Origin of the sequence: Methanococcoides seepicolus (genome assembly GCF_023684405.1) — an archaeon.
Classification (GTDB): domain Archaea; phylum Halobacteriota; class Methanosarcinia; order Methanosarcinales; family Methanosarcinaceae; genus Methanococcoides; species Methanococcoides seepicolus.
On sequence record NZ_JAGSOI010000132.1, the window covers coordinates 1 to 1657 of the forward strand.

At 52.6% G+C, this 1657-nt stretch carries 1 rRNA gene; it reads right to left on the minus strand.

Annotation, left to right across the window (positions count from 1 at the left end):
• Window positions 1–72: 72 nt before the first annotated feature.
• Window positions 73–1548, minus strand: a 16S ribosomal RNA gene (locus tag KDK67_RS14025).
• Window positions 1549–1657: the final 109 nt, after the last annotated feature.

Consider the following 1657-nt stretch of genomic DNA (forward strand, 5'->3'; position numbering starts at 1 on the left):
GTGGTTTGTTGAATTTGGCAGTTTATCGATTTCTGACTGATAGCGGTGATCCGCTTTGTGCGGATCTTGCTTAGGAGGTGATCCAGCCGCAGATTCCCCTACGGCTACCTTGTTACGACTTAACCCCCCTTGCGAAATTTAGGTTCGAACACGGCACTAAGTCCGTGCCCTCACCCATACCTCACTCGGGTGGTTTGACGGGCGGTGTGTGCAAGGAGCAGGGACGTATTCACCGCGCTATGTTGAAACGCGATTACTACGGATTCCAGCTTCACGAGGACGAGTTACAGTCCTCGATTCGAACTACGGTTGGGTTTAAGAGATTACCATCACCTTTCGGTGTAGGGACCCATTGTCCCAACCATTGTAGCCCGCGTGTAGCCCGGGAGATTCGGGGCATACTGACCTACCGTAGCCCGCACCTTCCTCTGGTTTAGCACCAGCGGTCCCCACAGAGTACCCATCATCCCGAAGGACATGCTGGCAACAGTGGGCACGGGTCTCGCTCGTTGCCTGACTTAACAGGATGCTTCACAGTACGAACTGACGACGGCCATGCACCTCCTCTCAGCGATTCAGGTAAAGTCTTTAGCTTGACCTACATATTGCTGTCGCCCCCGGTGAGTTTTCCGGCGTTGAGTCCAATTAAACCGCAGGCTCCACCCGTTGTAGTGCTCCCCCGCCAATTCCTTTAAGTTTCAGCCTTGCGGCCGTACTTCCCAGGTGGTTCGCTTCACGGCTTCCCTACGGCACCAGAAGCGGTCGCACCGCCCCTGACACCTAGCGAACATCGTTTACGGCTGGGACTACCCGGGTATCTAATCCGGTTCGTGCCCCCAGCTTTCGTCCCTCACCGTCGGACCCGTTCTGGTAAGACGCCTTCGCCACTGGTGGTCCCACAGGGATTACAAGATTTCACTCCTACCCCTGTAGTACCTCTTACCTCTCCCGGTCCCAAGTCTGACAGTATTCCCCGGAAGCCTAACAGTTGAGCTGTCAGATTTCCCGAAGAACTGATCAAACCGGCTACGGACCCTTTAGACCCAATAAAAGTGATTACCACTCGGGCCGCCGGTGTTACCGCGGCGGCTGGCACCGGTCTTGCCCGGCCCTTGCTAACACATGCCGTTTACACATGTGGACAGCCAACATAAATGCTGGCACTCGGTGTCCCCTTATCGCGGTTTCCCGCATTGTAAAGTTTTCGCGCCTGCTGCGCCCCGTAGGGCCTGGATTCATGTCTCAGAATCCATCTCTGGGCTCTTGCTCTCACAACCCATATCCGTCGTAGGCTAGTAGGTACGTTACACCCACTACTACCTGATAGACCGCAGATCCATCCTTAGGCAACCGAAGTCTTTTGGCCAAAAAGCATTCCAGCATATTTGACCTATTCGGAATTATCTCCAGTTTCCCGGAGTTATGCCGAACCTAAGGGCAGGTTATCCACGTGTTACTGAGCAGTCCGCCATGTTCACGAAGAACATTTGACTCGCATGGCTTAGTCGAACACCGATAGCAGTAACCTCTGGCAGGATCAACCAGAGTTTGTTGTTAAAGCACACTTAAATGGAAGTTAAACTTAAAAATTGTCGGAAAAGAACACTCTAAAGTGAATTAGAGAGTTACTTATTCATGCACAATTTCGATTAGTTCT